Below are 13,874 nucleotides of genomic sequence, written 5' to 3'. Positions count from 1 at the left end.
CCGAGAGCGCAGTCCGGACGAACGTCAGCCCAGATCCGGGGCGTGCATCGCCCGCACACCCTCGATGTTGGCGTCGAGGTAGTGCCGCAGGGACAGCGGGACGAGGTGCACGGAGGCGATGCCGACCCGGGTGAAGGGGATCCGCACGATCTCGTACTCGCCGCACGGGTCGTCCACCTCCGGCCCGTGCCGCTGAGCGGGATCCATGGACTCGAGGTGGCACACGAAGAAGTGCTGGACCTTCACGCCGGTCGCGCCCCCGTCCTCCCCGATGTGCTCGACGGTGTCCACGAAGCAGGGCACCACGTCGATGATCTTGGCGCCGAGTTCCTCGTGAAGCTCCCGGTGGAGTGCGTCGACGACGGTCGTGTCCTCCGGCTCGACCCCGCCACCCGGGGTGAGCCAGTAGGGATCGACGCCGGGCTTGGTGCGTTTGATCAGAATGAGATCGTCGCCATCGAGCAGGATGGCGCGGGCGGTGCGCTTGACCACGGGTCGGACGGTCATGGGAGGAATGTGGCCCGGTTGGTTCCACGTGAAACATCGCGACGCTGCGGGAGCGCCAGAAGGGCCCTCGCGCCGTCGTGTGTCGACCGGAGGCCAGGCCTCGTCCTCAGCTCCACTCCCCTGCGGCGCGCAGCAGCCCCTCGTACGCCCGCGCGATGTGCGGCATGGCCGGAGTTCCGGGCAGAGCGGAGTCGCGGTGAGCGGGGCACCTTGGGGGCGGGCCGTCGTGACGGCCAGGTTTATATAGATCGATAGATCTCTGTCGCCACCGTGATTGGATACTGACACCAAGTCAACTAGCCTTGTAGGCACGGTTCTTCGCGCACGGAGCCGTGACGGTCCGAGCCACGAGGGGGGAGGCTCGGACCGTCTTGCGCGCGGAGCGGAAAACCTTCGCCGTCGTCCCGCGCGCACCAGCGGACCGGTCGGTCGCTCTCAGGAGGCGGTCACCGCGCCGACTCGTCGAGCGCGCGCAGCACGTCCGCCACGAGGTCCTGCGGGTCCTCGGCGCCGGCCGAGAAACGGATGAAGCCCTCCGGCACCGCGTCCCCGCCCCACCGGCCGCGCCGCTCCGCCGTGGACCGCACCCCGCCGAAGCTGGTCGCGTCGTCCACGAGCCGCAGCGCGCCCAGAAAACGCTCGGCACGCTCACGCGTGGGCAGCGTGAAGGACACCACGCACCCGAATCGCCGCATCTGCTGCGAGGCGATCTTGTGCGAGGGGTCGCCGGGCAGCCCGGGATGGCGCAGCCCGCTCACCTCGGAGCGGCCGCGCAGCGCCTCGGCGATCACGAGGGCGTTGGCGTTCTGCCGGTCGGCACGCAACTGGAGCGTGGCGAGCGAGCGGTGCGCCAGCCAGGCCTCCATGGGGCCGGGGATCGCCCCCACGATCTTGCGCCAGCGGCGCACGGGGACCATCAGCTCGGCGTCGCGCCCGCTGACGTAGCCGAGCAGGACATCGCCGTGCCCGGTGAGCATTTTGGTGCCGCTGGCCACGGAGAAGTCGGCGCCCAGTTCCAGCGGTCGCTGGCCGAGCGGGGTCGCCAGGGTGTTGTCGACGGCGACGAGGGTCCCCTGGGCGTGAGCGGCCGCGACGAGCCGCCGCACGTCGCACACGTCGAGCCCCGGGTTCGAGGGGGTCTCGATCCACAGCAGCTTCGCTCCGTCGAGAACGTCGAGCTGCGCGTCGCCCGCGGTAGGCGCGGTGCGCACCTCGATGCCGTAGGCGGTCAGCTGCTCGCGCACCAGGGGCAGCACCTGGTAGCCGTCGTCCGGAAGGACCACGATGTCGCCGGCGCTCAGCTGGGAGAAGAGGACCGCCGAGATGGCGGCCATGCCCGACGGGAAGGCGAGCGTGGTGACGTCACTCAGCGAGGGTGCCTCGAGCTCGCCGATCGCCCGCTCGAGGAGCGTCCAGGTCGGGTTCTCGTCCCGGCCGTAGGTGTACGGGCCCGTGGGGTCGCCCGGAAGGTGGAAGTGCGCCGCGAAGACGGGCCCCGGGAGGGTCGGCTCGTACTTGACGGGTTCGGGCAGTCCGGCCCGCACCGCGCGCGTGCCGTCACCGGTCTCCGTACCGAAATCCCCGGATGTCATGCTGCCCGTCCCTTCACGTGCCGGTCTGTCGAGGCGGGCAGTTCTGCTGCTCGCCGCCTCCACCTTCTCAGGGCATCCCTCGAAGCAGTTCATACGTCCGTCATACGGATTGGAGGCGTCCGTATACGCGGCCGCCGGACGGGCACTCAGTCCTCGCTGTCGGGCAGGACGACGTTCAGTGCCCAGGACACCAGCGAGATGATCAGACCGCCCAGCACGGCCGTCCAGAACCCGTCGACGTGGAAACCGAGGTCGAGCCCGTCGGCCAGCCACGAGGTCAGCAGCAGCATCAGGGCGTTGACCACGAAAGTGATCAGGCCGAGGGTGAGGACGAAGAGCGGGAACGTCAGGATCTTGACGACCGGCTTGACCAGGACGTTCACCAGGCCGAAAACCAGCGCGACCAGGAGCAGGGTGCCGGCTTTACCGCCGGTGCTGTCACCGGTCAGAGTGATCTTGTCGAGCAGCCATACGGCGACGGCCAGGGCGCCCGCGTTGGCGATCGTCTTGACTACGAAATCCTTCATGTGTCTGATCGTGGCAGAAGAGATCGATTCATCAGTACGGCCGTGACGGCGGCCGGCTGCGCACAGGAGCGGACGAGGTCGATGAAGGCATTCCGGCTGGACGAACTGGAGGCGGAACGCGCCGCCAACGACGGCGCGTATCTGCAGTTCCTGCGCGAGCGGAACATGTCCGCGGGCCTGTACGCGCTCGACGCGGGCGAAGTGGATCCGCAGAAGCCGCACCAGCAGGACGAGGTGTACCTCGTCGTCAGCGGGCGCGCCTCGATCACGGTCGGCCTGGAGACGACCCAGGTCGGGCGCGGCAGTGTCGTCTACGTCCCCGCGGGGGTGGCCCACAAGTTCCACCACATCACCGAGGACCTGCGGGTTCTGGTGGTGTTCTCTCCGCCCGAGAGCTGAGTTCCGCCTCAGGGTTCCCTAGGGGGCCGATCAGGGGCGGACAAGGGGTGCAGGGCCCCCGCCGGGCCCCTTCCCGGCCCTAGCATCGAAGGCAGGACGTCGGAGATGCCGGAAGTCGGTGATTCCGGATGCGAAGAACCCGGAATCACTGCCCCGGACCAGGGGCGACGGGGCGGAAAGGCAAGGACGGGGCGATGCGAGAGATCTTCAGCAGTATGCCGTGGTGGGTGAAGTGGGTCGCGGTGCCGGTCATCGCCCTGGTCGTGTTCGGCAGCGTGATAGTCAGCGTCGTCAGCGTGGTGATCTGGCTGCTCTTCAAGGTGCTGGTCTTCGTCGCGCTGGTGGGCGGACTCATCTATGTCGTAAGGAAGTTCATGTCGAGTTCCTCGTCGCGCAGCGACTGGTGACGCCGAACCGAGGCTCCCGCATCGGTTACGGGGAGCGGGTGACGGGAAGCTGAGGTTCCCTCGGCAGGGGGAAGTTTCCCGCCACGGCGGCCGGTGAGTGGTGGCAGGCGGTTAAAGTCCGGATTCGACGCGGGGTCGACCCCCGCGGGCGGCGCACACCCCTCCCGTGTCCCCCCGCACGGGCGGCCCTCCTCGCGCTCCGGGAGTGACCCTTGGCCACGGTTGACACCGCACCCGCAGAATCACCCGCTCCACCCGTCCAGCGGTCGAACGCCCCGGCGGGGACGCGGGTCCCGCCCGTCCAGCCGCGTACGTCGCCCACCGAGGCCGCGTCCCCGGAACCGCACTCCACGACCCTCATCGGTTCCGTGCAGCGCGCGATGCGGCTGCTGGAGGCCGTGGCCGCACGGGAGAGCGGAGCCCCCGCCAAACAGCTCGCCCGCGAGGCGGGGCTCGCGCTTCCCACGGCGTACCACCTGCTGCGCACGCTGGTGCACGAGGGTTATCTGCGCCGCGAGAAGGGGCTCTTCCACCTCGGCGAGGCGGCCGAGCGGCTGAGCAGCAGTGGAGCCCAGCAGAAACGTCGCAGCACGGTGAATGACGCGCTGGCCCGATGGAGCGAAGCCCTCGGCGTACCCGTCTACTACGCCGTCTACCGCGACGGTGAGATCGAGGTCGTGTCCGTCGCCGACACCCCGGGCAGCCCGGCGGTCGCGGAGTGGGCGGACTTCCGGGAGACCGGGCACGCCCACGCGATCGGCCAGTGCCTGCTGTCCCAACTGGACGGGGGGGCTCGGCGGGACCACCTCGACCGCTACCCGGTGCAGTCCATCACTCCGAACACGGTGCGTGACGAACGCACCCTGTTGCGCCGCCTGGAAAGGACGGGGCGGATGGAACCGATCGTCGAGCGGCAGGAATACGCCCTGGGGACGGTGTGTGCGGCGCTCCCCATCACCGCCGGGGCAACCGCCGGGACCGTGGCCATTTCCCTGCCCTTTCATCAGGTCGAGCGGCTGCTGCCGACAGCCCGGCAACTCCAGGCCGAGATCGGCCGGATGCTGGGGGCGCTGACGATCTCTATCAGCATCTGAAAACTCACTCCTTGTGATATGCCGTGTACGGTGAGCAAGATGCCAGCGGTGTCAGGAGGATGATTCCTGGCCAGTCGGCGGCAAATGACGGGGTTGACGATGCGCGAGTCGGTGCAGGCAGAGGTCATGATGAGCTTTCTCGTCTCGGAGGAGCTCTCGTTCCGCATTCCGGTGGAGCTCCGCTATGAGACCTGTGATCCCTTCGCCGTGCGGCTGACCTTTCATCTGCCCGGTGATGCTCCGGTGACCTGGGCGTTCGGGCGGGAGCTCCTGATCGACGGCGTGGGGCGGCCGTGCGGTGACGGGGACGTGCACATCGCCCCGGCCGACCCCGAGGCGTTCGGCGAGGTGCTGATCCGGCTTCAGGTCGGCTGCGACCACGCGCTGTTCCGGTCGGGCGCCGCCCCGCTCGTGGCCTTTCTCGACCGTACGGACAAGCTGGTGCCCCTGGGGCAGGAGTGTTCCCTCGCCGACTTCGACACCCATCTCGACGAGGCCCTCGACCGCATCCTGGCGGAGGAGCAGAGCGCGGGCTGAAGCGCCCTCGGACCTTTCCGGGAGAAGTACGGCTTCCTCACCCCTCAGTGCTTGCGGCGCCGGCCCTTCCTGTTGCGCGCCGGGGTTTTGACACCTGCGGGTGCCGTGGTCCCCGCGGTCTCCCTGCGGTCCGCGGAGACGACCAGAGCGGCCAGGGCGGTGGTCACCGGGACCGCGGCCACCAGACCGATCGAGCCGACCAGGGTGCGCACGATCTCCTCCGCCACCAGCTCGCTGTTGGCGACCGTGCCGACGCTGCTCTGAGCGATCGAGAAGAGCAGCAGCAGGGGCAGGGCCGCGCCCGCGTACGCCAGTACCAGGGTGTTGACGACGGAGGCGATGTGGTCGCGGCCGATCCGGATGCCCGCCCGGTACAGCCCGCGCCAGCCCAGGGTCGGGTCCGCCTGGTGCAGTTCCCAGACGGCGGAGGTCTGGGTGACCGTCACATCGTCGAGCACACCGAGCGAGCCGATGATGACGCCCGCGAGCAGCAGGCCGCTCATGTCGATGGACGGATACAGGCCGTGGATCAGGCCCGTGTTGTCGTCCACGTTGCCGGTCAGTGCGGCCCAGTCGATGAATCCCGAACCGAGTACGCCGATCAGCAGCAGCGAGAGCAGCGTGCCGAGCACCGCGACCGAGGTGCGTGCCGACAGGCCGTGACACATGTAGAGCGCGATCAGCATGATCGCGCTGGCTCCGACCACCGCCACGACCAGCGGGTTCGAGCCCTGCAGGATCGCGGGCAGGATGAAGGACGTCAGGATGAGAAAGCTCACGGCCAGCGCGACCAGCGCCATGAGTCCGCGCAGCCGGCCCACCACCACGACGGCCAGCGCGAAGATCCCGGCGAGCAACACCATGGGGAACTTGCGGTTCACGTCGGTGACCGAGTACTGCAGGTTCGCGGGCGCGGAGGGTTCGTACGCGACGACGACCTTCTCGCCCTGGTGCAACTGCCGTGACTGGTCCGGCTGGACGATCTCGGTGAAGGTGCGGCCCTTGTCCTTGCCGGTGTCGATCCTGATCGTCGCCTTCTTGCAGTCGCCCGTCGCCTGCTGCTGCGCGGAGGAGCCCTCGGCGGTGGAGGTGTCACCGGTCGGGGTGTCTCCCGAGGCGTTGACGGACTTGCAGTCCACCTTGTCGACCCTGGTGACCGTGGCTTCCTGGGACTGCCGGTCGAAACCGACGCCCGTGCGCTCGTGCGAGGGCGCGCCGCCCGGCCACAGCACCACGAGACCCACGACGACCGCGGCCGCGAAGGGGATCAGCACCGCGGCGATGACCTTGCGCAGATGCCGGGAGACCGGGGCGGCGGGTCCGTGGCTGTGCGAGTGACCGTGGCCGCCGCCGTGACCACCTCCGTGGCCCGGCCCGTGGCTGCCTCCCCCGTCCGGGCCGCCCCCGCCGTCCGGGCCGCTGGGGCCGCCTGACGCCGGGCCGCTTCCGCCACCCGCCCGTCCGCTTCGGGAACTGTCACCGGGACCCGGTCCGTGCCCGGGTGCGTGTCCAGGGCCGCGGTTGGCTCCTGGGCCCGCGCCGTGCCCGTGCGGCGGGTCGGACGGTGGGAACGGGGGCTGCTGCGTCGTGGTCACCGACCGATCATCGCAAGAACGCAGGGGGCCCTCTGTTCACCGCGCCAGATATGACGCTAGCGTGGAGGCACCTTTGCACACGCGGGAGCTCGGAGCACCGGGCTGAGAGGGCGCTGACCTTCGTCTCAGCGATGTTTCACATGAAACATCGGCGGACGGACATCGCTGCGTCGACCGCTGAACCTGTTACCGGGTAATGCCGGCGTAGGGAGTAGGTCTCATGACCAACAAGGACGTAAGCACGCCTGTCTCCAGCCAGACGGACGGGGCACCCGCCTCGCTCCCGAACGGCGAGGCCGGGAAGTCCATCGGCTGGCACAAGGCGTACGTCGAGGGTTCGCGCCCCGACCTGCGGGTGCCGGTCCGTCAGGTGCACCTCACGAACGGGCAGTCGGTCACGCTGTACGACACCTCCGGCCCGTACACCGATCCGGCCGTCGCCACCGACGTACGCAGGGGACTGGCGCCGCTGCGCGAGAACTGGATCATCGCGCGCGGTGACACCGAGGAGTACGCGGGCCGTGCCGTGCGCCCCGAGGACGACGGCATCAAGCACACCTCACCACGCGGCGGGCTGCGCAACCTGGACGCGGTCTTCCCCGGACGGCCGCGTCAGCCGCGCCGGGGGCGCCCCGGAGAGGCCGTCACGCAACTCGCGTACGCCCGCCGCGGCGAGATCACCCCCGAGATGGAGTTCGTGGCGGTCCGCGAGAACGTCGACCCCGAAGTCGTCCGCGAGGAGATCGCGGCCGGCCGGGCGGTCCTGCCCGCGAACGTCAACCACCCGGAGATCGAGCCGATGATCATCGGCAAGAGGTTCCTGGTGAAGGTGAACGCCAACATCGGCAACTCGGCGGTCACGTCCTCCATCGAGGAGGAGGTGGACAAGATGACCTGGGCCACCCAGTGGGGCGCGGACACGGTCATGGACCTGTCCACCGGGCGCAACATCCACACCACCCGTGAGTGGGTGCTGCGGAACTCCCCCGTACCCATCGGCACCGTGCCGCTGTACCAGGCGCTGGAGAAGGTCGACGGCCGTGCCGAGGAGCTCACCTGGGAGATCTACAAGGACACGGTCATCGAGCAGGCCGAGCAGGGCGTGGACTACATGACGGTCCATGCGGGCGTGCGCCTGCAGTACGTCCCGCTCACCGCGAACCGCAAGACCGGCATCGTCTCGCGGGGCGGCTCGATCATGGCGGCCTGGTGCCTGGCGCACCACAAGGAGAGCTTCCTCTACGAGAACTTCGAGGAACTCTGCGAGATTCTCGCCGCCTACGACGTCACGTACTCGCTCGGCGACGGGCTGCGGCCCGGGTCGATCGCCGACGCCAACGACGCCGCGCAGTTCGCGGAGTTGAGGACGCTCGGGGAACTCAACAGGGTCGCGAAGCGTTTTCACGTACAGACCATGATCGAGGGCCCGGGGCATGTCCCCATGCACAAGATCAAGGAGAACATCGACCTTCAGCAGGAGATCTGCGATGAAGCTCCGTTCTATACGCTCGGCCCGCTGACGACGGACGTCGCCCCGGCGTACGACCACATCACCTCCGGCATCGGTGCCGCGATGATCGCCTGGTGGGGCACGGCGATGCTCTGCTACGTCACGCCCAAGGAGCACCTCGGACTGCCCAACCGCGACGACGTGAAGACCGGCGTCATCACGTACAAGATCGCGGCTCACGCGGCAGACCTCGCCAAGGGGCACCCGGGCGCGCAGGAGTGGGACGACGCGCTGTCCGACGCCCGCTTCGAGTTCCGGTGGGAGGACCAGTTCAATCTGGCCCTCGATCCGGACACGGCGCGGGAGTTCCACGACGAGACGCTGCCGGCCGAGCCCGCCAAGACGGCCCACTTCTGCTCGATGTGCGGGCCGAAGTTCTGCTCCATGAAGATCTCGCACGACATCCGCCGTGAGCACGGGCGTTCGCCGGCGGAGATCGAGGAGGGCATGGCGCAGAAGTCCAAGGAGTTCGCGGCGGCGGGCAACCGGGTCTATCTCCCGCTGGCGGACTGAGCCCGGCCGGCCGAGGGCACGGCGGTGTCCCACGGGCGGTCGCCCGGCGGGACGCCGCCGGCGGCTCACCGCCGGTTTCCGTGACGGGTATCCAGGCCCGCTGGGGCGCAGGCGGGACCGCCGCTTCGGGGAGCCACCCGGGCGGGTGTCACTCCGGCTGGTGTTCCGGGCCTCCGAAGTCCGGGCTGGAGAAGTCCGGACTGCTGTAGCTCGGACGGGGACCGGCCGCGGGGCCGCCGTCCGGGCTGCTGAACCCCGGCCGGTTGTAGCCCAGGTGGGGCATACGGCTGGTCCGTTCCGGGGACGTGCGGTGCACGGCGGGCGTCTCCGTACCGGCCAGTGCCTCCCGGAGGAACGGCAGGATGCCGCGCTCCAGCAGGGCCTCCCGCCAGGCGTCCCCCGCCCGGTCCACCTCCTCGTTCACCTCGCCCCGGTCGTCGGCCTGGAGTGAGGAGCCGCCGTCGCGCAGCGCGGTGAGCAGGAGTCCCACCGCGGCCACCAGGATCGCGGCGGCCGTGACCGCGCCGAAGACCCACCCGGTGGTCAGGAGGGTGCCGGCGAAAGCCGGCTCTGGATCGAGCAACTTGAGGAGGTAGCCCACGAGCAGGAATATCACCGCGGCCGTCCCGGCGAGCACGGGAGCGAGTACCGCGACGACGGCGATGGCACCGGCTCCGGCCGTCTCGGCGGCCTCCCCCACGGTGGTGGCGAGCCCCACCGCGCTCGTGCCGGGCTCCGCGGAGCCGGGCTCCTCGCGCACGGGTGGGGCGGACGGCGCCGGGTGGCGCAGGTCCTGGCGGACCTTCACATAGCGCTGGTACTCGGTCGCCGCGGCCGCCGTGATGAGAGCCGTGGCGTCGAGGGCCATGGTGCGCAGTTGCTCGGGGTTGAGCCGCTCGCCGACAGCGGCGAGTTCCGGACGGTGCGGTGCGGAGCGCAGCGCCTCATCGAGGAGCCGCTCGTAGTCCTGGCGGTCCTCGCTCAACAGGTGCTGCGGAACGCTGTTCATGTGCATCCCCCGATGCTCCGTAGGGCTGGTGGCTCGCACGCTGACGAGCCGTCGGGCAGAAACGGAGGGGAGCCTGCTACGGACAAGCCGATGGTAGAGCGGGGAGGGTACACGGTGACAGGGGGTTTCCGGAAATTGCCCCCTGGCCAGCGGGGTTCTTTCGCGGGGGATGCCGGACCGTCGACCGTTCAGGCATCCAGGGGGAGTTGCTGGACCAGCAGCTTTCCGGCCATGGTCACTCCGCCGTCCATGGCGATGGCCAGTCCGTCGGCGTAGATGTGCGGGCCTTCGACCGTGGGGCCCGCGCTGTCCTCGCCGTCCTCCGAGCCGACCTCGCCCAGCAGGTAGGGAATCGGGCTGTGGCCATGGACGATGCGTGCACCGCCGTAGGTGTCGAGGAGTGAGCGGACCGCCTCGGCGCCACCGTCGTCGCGGAAGGCGAAGCGCTTGGTGAACTTGCGGAAGAGGTCCCAGCACTCGTCGGCGTCGTTGCGTGTGAGGGTCTCGCGGACGGTGTCGTTGACCGCTTCGATGGAGTCGCCGTAGTCGAGATAGGCGGTGGTGTCGGAGTGCACCAGGAGGTGTCCGTCGGAGATCTCCATGGCGTCCAGGCGGGCCATCCACTGCAGATGGTGGTCCTGGAGACGGTCCATGTCGGTCTTCTGGCCGCCGTTGAGCAGCCAGGCGGCCTGGAAGGTGGCGGTGCCCGCGCCGGAGTTGACGGGGGTGTCGCCGAACCGCTTGGCGCCGAGGAGCAGCAGTTCGTGGTTGCCCATGAGGGCCTTGCAGTAGCCGCCGACCGCGGCAGCCTCGGCGGACAGCCGCATCACCAGGTCGATGACACCGATGCCGTCCGGGCCGCGGTCCGTGAAGTCGCCGAGGAACCACAGCCGGGACGTGCCCGCGCACCAGCTGCCCGCCGCGTCGACGAGGCCCTGCGCCTGGAGGGCGGCGACGAGTTGGTCGAGGTAGCCGTGGACGTCGCCGACGACGTACAGCGGGCCGGGCCCTTCGGCGGGCTGGGGGGCCGCAGCGGCGGCGGGATCGACGGCGACCTGAAGCGTGTCACCTCGGTTGATGACGGGCAGGTCGCGCTGCGTGGGCGTGTACTCCGCCGGTTCCTGGGCGGCCGGCACGCCCTCCTCCGGGGGCGAGCTCTGCGCGTACGGACCGGTCTCGTGGACGTACGCGGGAACCCGGAAGTCGCGCAGCGTCGCCGTGCGCACCACCTCGGGTCCCTGACCGGCCCCCTGAGTCATCGACCCCTCCACCATCGCGCCGCATCTGCACCGCATCGGACTGCCTGGTCGCAGCGGCCCGCGGTGTCGTCCGCCCATCATAGGAATGCGGATCGCGCCATGTGATGACCCAGGGGTGGTGAATCGGAGCAACACTTCGGTTCACCGTGCTTTTTGCCCGAATTGGGAGGTGCTGACCGCCCGGCTCCGGCCCCGTCACGCGTGACCCGGCGCCATCGCCCGGTGACTCAGCCCTCCTCCGGCGACCTGGGCGGGCTGACCGTCGTACGGGGCGGACGTCGCTCGGAGGACGTCCGCACGATCAGTTCCGTCGGTATCACCTGCTCGACCGGACGGTCCGACTCGAGACCTTCGATGGCATCGATGAGGAGCTGGACCACGGCCGTGCCGATCCGGCGGGGCTTCAGGGAGAGCGTGGTGATGGGCGGTTCGGTGCTGGCGTAGACGGTGGACTCGCTGCAGCAGACGAGCAGGAGGTCCTCCGGGACGCGCAGGCCGTAGCGGCGGGCCGCGGCGAGCAGATCGGTGCCGTTCGGGTCGAAGAGGCCGTAGACGGCGTCGGGGCGGTCGGGCCGGGCGAGCAGCCGGTCGGCGGCAACGGCGCCGGCGCACGGGTCGTGTGCCGGGTAGGCCTCGTACACCGGGTCCTGGCCGACCCGCTCGCACCAGCGCAGATACGCGCTCGTGGAGAGGTGGGTGTAGGTGTCCGTGGTGGTGCCGGTGAGGAGGCCGATCCGGCGGGCGCCGGCGTCGGCCAGGTGGTCGAGGATGCCGAGGACTGCCGCCTCGTGGTCGTTGTCGACCCAGGCGGTCACGGGGAGCGAGCCGGCCGGGCGGCCGTCGGAGACGACGGGTAAGCCCTGGCGGACCAGTTCGCTGACCACCGGGTCGTGGTCGGACGGGTCGATGACCACCGTGCCGTCCAGGGCGACGTTCGACCACACGTCGTGCCGGGAGGTGGCGGGCAGGATGACCAGGGCGTAGCCCCGGGCGAGGGCGGCGGAGGTGGCGGCTCTGGCCATCTCCGCGAAGTAGGCGAACTCGGTGAAGGTGAAAGGTTCATCCCCGTACGTCGTGACGGTCAGGCCGATGAGCCCTGACTTGCCGGTACGGAGCGTTCGGGCCGCGGCGGAGGGGCGATAGCCCAACCGGTCGGCGACCTCTCGGACATGGCGTCGGGTGGCGTCCGGCAGCCGGCCCTTGCCGTTGAGGGCGTCGGAGACGGTCGTGATGGAGACTCCGGCGGCAGCGGCCACGTCTCTGATGCCCGCCCGGCCCGGCCGTCCGCCTCGGCGGGGAGTGTCCGCCCGGCTCACCTGGTGCTTCCCTGCTGCTGTCATGGCGAGCCGATAGTAGGGCTCATGCGGTGGGGTAGTGCGGACGCATATGCAGGCGTTGACAGTCACGTTTCTGCATGATCAAAAAGCCCCAACTGCCTTGGAAAGAATGGCCTTTGAACGATTCCATGCCAGTACGTGACTTGTCGGCGCGCATGGGCCTGCCAAGTTGGCCAGGTTTCGAAGAGGTCTCAACTCACCTTCACGAGGGATGCGCGCCACGGCGCGAGCCACCGGCGTGTGACGATGCGGACGATGCGCCCCCCTGTTTTGCACCGCTCGTCCGACTTCGGGTGGGGATGACCGTCCGGATGCGAGCGGCTGTCCACAGCCCATTCGCAGCGGGCCCGAATCCTCATAAGGTGAGAAGCATTGGATGCCGGTCGAGGGTCATGAGCCGGTGGTGGTTGCGAGGAGGACTGCGGTGAGCGAGACGAGCCCCAAGCTGCGTGCCGAGCTGGAGGGGATCCCCACCTACAAGCCCGGCAAGGCCGCCGCGGCCGACGGACCGGTGGCCTACAAGCTGTCGTCGAACGAGAACCCCTACCCGCCGCTGCCCGGCGTGATGGAGAGTGTGACCGCCGCTGCCGGGTCCTTCAACCGCTACCCGGACATGGCCTGCACGGGCCTGATGGAGGAGCTGTCGAACCGTTTCGGGGTGCCCCTCTCGGACCTGGCCACGGGCACCGGCTCGGTCGGGGTCGCCCAGCAGCTCCTGCAGGCGACCAGCGGGCCGGGCGACGAGGTCGTCTACGCCTGGCGGTCCTTCGAGGCGTACCCGATCATCACGCAGATCAGCGGGGCGACCTCGGTGCGGGTGCCGCTGACCCCGGGCGACGTGCACGACCTGGACGCGATGGCGGACGCGATCACCGACCGGACCCGGCTGATCTTCGTCTGCAACCCCAACAACCCCACCGGCACCGTGGTGCGCCGGGCCGAGCTGGAACGGTTCCTCGACCGGGTGCCGAGCGATGTGCTGGTGGTCCTGGACGAGGCGTACCGGGAGTTCATCCGCGATCCCGAGGTGCCGGACGGTGTCGAGATCTACCGGCAGCGGCCCAATGTGTGCGTGCTGCGCACCTTCTCCAAGGCGTACGGCCTCGCGGGCCTGCGGGTCGGCTTCGCGATCGCCCACGAGCCCGTCGCCGCCGCGCTGCGCAAGACGGCCGTGCCCTTCGGAGTGAGCCAGCTCGCCCAGGAGGCGGCCATCGCCTCGCTGCGGGCCGAGGACGAGCTGCTCGGCCGGGTCGGCTCCCTGGTGTGCGAGCGCCAGAGGGTGGTCGAGACGCTGCGTGGTCAGGGCTGGACGGTGCCCGAGACGCAGGCGAACTTCGTCTGGCTGCGACTGGGGGAGCGCACGCTCGACTTCGCCGCCGCCTGTGAGCAGGCCGGTGTCGTCGTGCGGCCGTTCGCCGGCGAGGGCATGCGGGCGACGATCGGCGAGGCGGAGGCGAACGACATCTTCCTGAAGGTGGCGGAGGGGTTCCGCAAGGACCTCTAGCCATCGCCGCTTCCGGGAGAGGGGCTTCGGTGCCCTCCCGAGCGACCCCGGCCCCGGGCGTCTCGTCCGGGGCCGGCCCCGTCG

General features: G+C 69.8%; 13 protein-coding genes and 1 riboswitch. Of the genes, 6 read left to right on the top strand and 7 right to left on the bottom strand.

The features are described 5' to 3' along the window. Positions 1-24 precede the first annotated feature (24 nt). From ACFYP4_RS13250 to ACFYP4_RS13240, 3 genes are all read right to left on the bottom strand, one after another. Positions 25-507, bottom strand: a complete 483-nt coding sequence (locus ACFYP4_RS13250) for an NUDIX hydrolase (RefSeq protein ID WP_358852271.1) — start codon at positions 505-507, stop codon at positions 25-27. 446 nt (positions 508-953) lie between these two features. Continuing rightward, a complete protein-coding gene (locus ACFYP4_RS13245) occupies positions 954-2,099 on the bottom strand; it encodes a cystathionine gamma-lyase (protein ID WP_358852272.1) in 1,146 nt (381 codons plus the stop codon). Positions 2,100-2,245: 146 nt separating this feature from the next. Next, positions 2,246-2,626 (bottom strand): phage holin family protein, encoded by a 381-nt coding sequence (locus ACFYP4_RS13240; RefSeq protein ID WP_358852273.1) that lies wholly within the window; start codon positions 2,624-2,626, stop codon positions 2,246-2,248. A gap of 81 nt (positions 2,627-2,707) precedes the next feature. Here ACFYP4_RS13240 and ACFYP4_RS13235 point away from each other — a divergent pair, with 81 nt between their 5' ends. The 4 genes from ACFYP4_RS13235 to ACFYP4_RS13220 all read left to right on the top strand — a co-directional run bounded on the left by ACFYP4_RS13235 (position 2,708) and on the right by ACFYP4_RS13220 (position 5,063). After that, complete coding sequence (locus ACFYP4_RS13235) at positions 2,708-3,025, top strand: cupin domain-containing protein (protein ID WP_358852274.1); 318 nt, start codon at positions 2,708-2,710, stop codon at positions 3,023-3,025. 194 nt (positions 3,026-3,219) lie between these two features. Further along, positions 3,220-3,432: a DUF5326 family protein gene (locus ACFYP4_RS13230; RefSeq protein ID WP_358852275.1), complete on the top strand. Its 213-nt coding sequence runs from the start codon at positions 3,220-3,222 to the stop codon at positions 3,430-3,432. 368 nt (positions 3,433-3,800) lie between these two features. Beyond that, on the top strand, positions 3,801-4,526 hold the full coding sequence (locus ACFYP4_RS13225; protein ID WP_358852323.1) for a helix-turn-helix domain-containing protein: 726 nt from the start codon (positions 3,801-3,803) through the stop codon (positions 4,524-4,526). A gap of 99 nt (positions 4,527-4,625) precedes the next feature. Further along, positions 4,626-5,063, top strand: a complete 438-nt coding sequence (locus tag ACFYP4_RS13220) for an SsgA family sporulation/cell division regulator (RefSeq protein WP_358852324.1) — start codon at positions 4,626-4,628, stop codon at positions 5,061-5,063. A 44-nt stretch (positions 5,064-5,107) separates the two neighbouring features. Here the strand turns inward: ACFYP4_RS13220 and ACFYP4_RS13215 are convergent, their stop codons facing one another. Further along, on the bottom strand, positions 5,108-6,658 hold the full coding sequence (locus ACFYP4_RS13215; RefSeq protein ID WP_388785253.1) for a YibE/F family protein: 1,551 nt from the start codon (positions 6,656-6,658) through the stop codon (positions 5,108-5,110). A 71-nt stretch (positions 6,659-6,729) separates the two neighbouring features. Further along, positions 6,730-6,886, top strand: a riboswitch (TPP riboswitch). Between ACFYP4_RS13215 and thiC the strand changes: the two genes are divergently transcribed. Continuing rightward, a complete protein-coding gene (thiC, locus tag ACFYP4_RS13210; RefSeq protein WP_358852277.1) occupies positions 6,879-8,681 on the top strand; it encodes a phosphomethylpyrimidine synthase ThiC in 1,803 nt (600 codons plus the stop codon). Its footprint overlaps the riboswitch before it by 8 nt. A 148-nt stretch (positions 8,682-8,829) precedes the next feature. Here the strand turns inward: thiC and ACFYP4_RS13205 are convergent, their stop codons facing one another. The 3 genes from ACFYP4_RS13205 to ACFYP4_RS13195 all read right to left on the bottom strand — a co-directional run bounded on the left by ACFYP4_RS13205 (position 8,830) and on the right by ACFYP4_RS13195 (position 12,289). Beyond that, complete coding sequence (locus ACFYP4_RS13205; protein WP_358852278.1) at positions 8,830-9,696, bottom strand: hypothetical protein; 867 nt, start codon at positions 9,694-9,696, stop codon at positions 8,830-8,832. 182 nt (positions 9,697-9,878) lie between these two features. Continuing rightward, entirely contained in the window at positions 9,879-10,964 is a 1,086-nt protein-coding gene (locus ACFYP4_RS13200; RefSeq protein WP_358852279.1) for a metallophosphoesterase, read from the bottom strand. 212 nt (positions 10,965-11,176) lie between these two features. Next, entirely contained in the window at positions 11,177-12,289 is a 1,113-nt protein-coding gene (locus ACFYP4_RS13195) for a LacI family DNA-binding transcriptional regulator (RefSeq protein WP_358852280.1), read from the bottom strand. 421 nt (positions 12,290-12,710) lie between these two features. Here ACFYP4_RS13195 and hisC point away from each other — a divergent pair, with 421 nt between their 5' ends. Further along, positions 12,711-13,790 carry a histidinol-phosphate transaminase gene (hisC, locus tag ACFYP4_RS13190; RefSeq protein WP_358852281.1) on the top strand — a complete coding sequence of 360 codons (1,080 nt, stop codon included), beginning with the start codon at positions 12,711-12,713 and terminating at the stop codon, positions 13,788-13,790. Positions 13,791-13,874 lie beyond the last annotated feature (84 nt).

This window comes from Streptomyces sp. NPDC005551, from assembly GCF_042871785.1.
Taxonomy (GTDB): domain Bacteria; phylum Actinomycetota; class Actinomycetes; order Streptomycetales; family Streptomycetaceae; genus Streptomyces.
Note: the sequence above shows the minus strand (reverse complement) of the source record. Positions and strands in the feature narration are given on the sequence as shown.

Bases quoted from the DNA above. Each gene is read 5' to 3' on its own strand.
- ACFYP4_RS13200 (WP_358852279.1), bottom strand. From the start codon at position 10,964: ATGGTGGAGGGGTCGATGACTCAGGGGGCCGGTCAGGGACCCGAGGTG.
- thiC (WP_358852277.1), top strand. From the start codon at position 6,879: ATGACCAACAAGGACGTAAGCACGCCTGTCTCCAGCCAGACGGACGGG.
- ACFYP4_RS13220 (WP_358852324.1), top strand. From the start codon at position 4,626: ATGCGCGAGTCGGTGCAGGCAGAGGTCATGATGAGCTTTCTCGTCTCG.
- ACFYP4_RS13230 (WP_358852275.1), top strand. From the start codon at position 3,220: ATGCGAGAGATCTTCAGCAGTATGCCGTGGTGGGTGAAGTGGGTCGCG.
- ACFYP4_RS13245 (WP_358852272.1), bottom strand. From the start codon at position 2,099: ATGACATCCGGGGATTTCGGTACGGAGACCGGTGACGGCACGCGCGCG.
- ACFYP4_RS13240 (WP_358852273.1), bottom strand. From the start codon at position 2,626: ATGAAGGATTTCGTAGTCAAGACGATCGCCAACGCGGGCGCCCTGGCC.
- ACFYP4_RS13195 (WP_358852280.1), bottom strand. From the start codon at position 12,289: ATGACAGCAGCAGGGAAGCACCAGGTGAGCCGGGCGGACACTCCCCGC.
- ACFYP4_RS13250 (WP_358852271.1), bottom strand. From the start codon at position 507: ATGACCGTCCGACCCGTGGTCAAGCGCACCGCCCGCGCCATCCTGCTC.
- ACFYP4_RS13205 (WP_358852278.1), bottom strand. From the start codon at position 9,696: ATGCACATGAACAGCGTTCCGCAGCACCTGTTGAGCGAGGACCGCCAG.
- ACFYP4_RS13235 (WP_358852274.1), top strand. From the start codon at position 2,708: ATGAAGGCATTCCGGCTGGACGAACTGGAGGCGGAACGCGCCGCCAAC.